The sequence below is a fragment of the Vibrio sp. A2-1 genome (assembly GCF_021728355.1).
GTDB lineage: Bacteria > Pseudomonadota > Gammaproteobacteria > Enterobacterales > Vibrionaceae > Vibrio > Vibrio splendidus_K.
In genome coordinates, this window is record NZ_JAKKCO010000021.1 from 1 (window position 1) to 1,284 (window position 1,284).

At 42.6% G+C, this 1,284-nt stretch carries 5 tRNA genes and 2 rRNA genes; all 7 read left to right on the forward strand.

Features of this window, described 5'->3' with window-relative positions:
* Positions 1–117: ribosomal RNA gene (locus tag L3V33_RS23100) — 16S ribosomal RNA — on the forward strand; the annotation flags it as partial.
* A 123-nt stretch (positions 118–240) separates the two neighbouring features.
* Positions 241–316, forward strand: a tRNA-Glu gene (locus L3V33_RS23105).
* A 20-nt stretch (positions 317–336) separates the two neighbouring features.
* Positions 337–412 (forward strand) — tRNA-Lys (locus tag L3V33_RS23110).
* A gap of 26 nt (positions 413–438) precedes the next feature.
* Positions 439–514 (forward strand) — tRNA-Val (locus L3V33_RS23115).
* A 25-nt stretch (positions 515–539) separates the two neighbouring features.
* Positions 540–615, forward strand: a tRNA-Ala gene (locus L3V33_RS23120).
* 65 nt (positions 616–680) lie between these two features.
* Positions 681–756 (forward strand) — tRNA-Val (locus tag L3V33_RS23125).
* A 418-nt stretch (positions 757–1,174) separates the two neighbouring features.
* A 23S ribosomal RNA gene (locus L3V33_RS23130) occupies positions 1,175–1,284 on the forward strand; the annotation flags it as partial.

Here is a 1,284-nt window from a genome sequence, read left to right on the forward strand (position 1 = left end):
AAAAGAAGTGGGTAGTTTAACCTTTCGGGGAGGACGCTCACCACTTTGTGGTTCATGACTGGGGTGAAGTCGTAACAAGGTAGCCCTAGGGGAACCTGGGGCTGGATCACCTCCTTATACGAAGATAGTCACGATGAGTGTCCACACAGATTGATTAGGTTTAGAAAAGCAAAGAGAAGAAGAACTCCCAAGGTTCTTCAAAGTTTGTTTCTACTTTTTAAAGTAGAGATAAATTGCAGTGTCCCGTTCGTCTAGAGGCCTAGGACACCGCCCTTTCACGGCGGTAACAGGGGTTCGACTCCCCTACGGGATACCACTTCCTTCAAGAAGTAAAAAGGGTCGTTAGCTCAGTTGGTAGAGCAGTTGACTTTTAATCAATTGGTCGCAGGTTCGAATCCTGCACGACCCACCATTTCCTCCCAAGGAAATAAAAATTTGGGGCGATTAGCTCAGTTGGGAGAGCACCTGCCTTACAAGCAGGGGGTCACTGGTTCGAGCCCGGTATCGCCCACCATTTCCTCCCAAGGAAATAAAAATATGGGGCTATAGCTCAGCTGGGAGAGCGCCTGCCTTGCACGCAGGAGGTCTGCGGTTCGATCCCGCATAGCTCCACCATTCTTTCTCCATGAAGAATGGCTTTTATTTTCACTTTTTGAAAGTGAAGACAAAAGAACTATCATGGGCGATTAGCTCAGTTGGGAGAGCACCTGCCTTACAAGCAGGGGGTCACTGGTTCGAGCCCGGTATCGCCCACCATCTTTAAACATTCTTTGATGACAACAGTCTAATGAGAGTTTTTAAAAATGGTTTTGAAAGTTTAAAACTCGAAAAACTCTTGCTCTTTAACAATTTGGAAAGCTGACTGATTTGAATAACGAAGTTATTTAAATCAAATTTAAAAGTTCTCAATGTTTATCTGCTCTTATTTAATAAGAACGGTATAAACAAAACAAACACATTCAAGTGTCTTGTATTCGAATGATCAGAAATGATTGTTCATTTTTTGATTCTACTTTTTATTAAAAAGTGGAAACAAGAAGTAAATTGAGTCCGGCAAACAGTTATCAAGAATTAACCCTTCTTGATGACAACCAAAAACCTTGGTTAGTTGCCATACGCTTATTTGTCTTCACTTTTTAAAGTGAAAGCAAATAGAAACCCTTTCGGGTTGTATGGTTAAGTGACTAAGCGTACACGGTGGATGCCTTGGCAGTCAGAGGCGATGAAAGGCGTAATAACTTGCGATAAGCCCAGATTAGGTAGTAATAACCTTTTGAGTCTGGG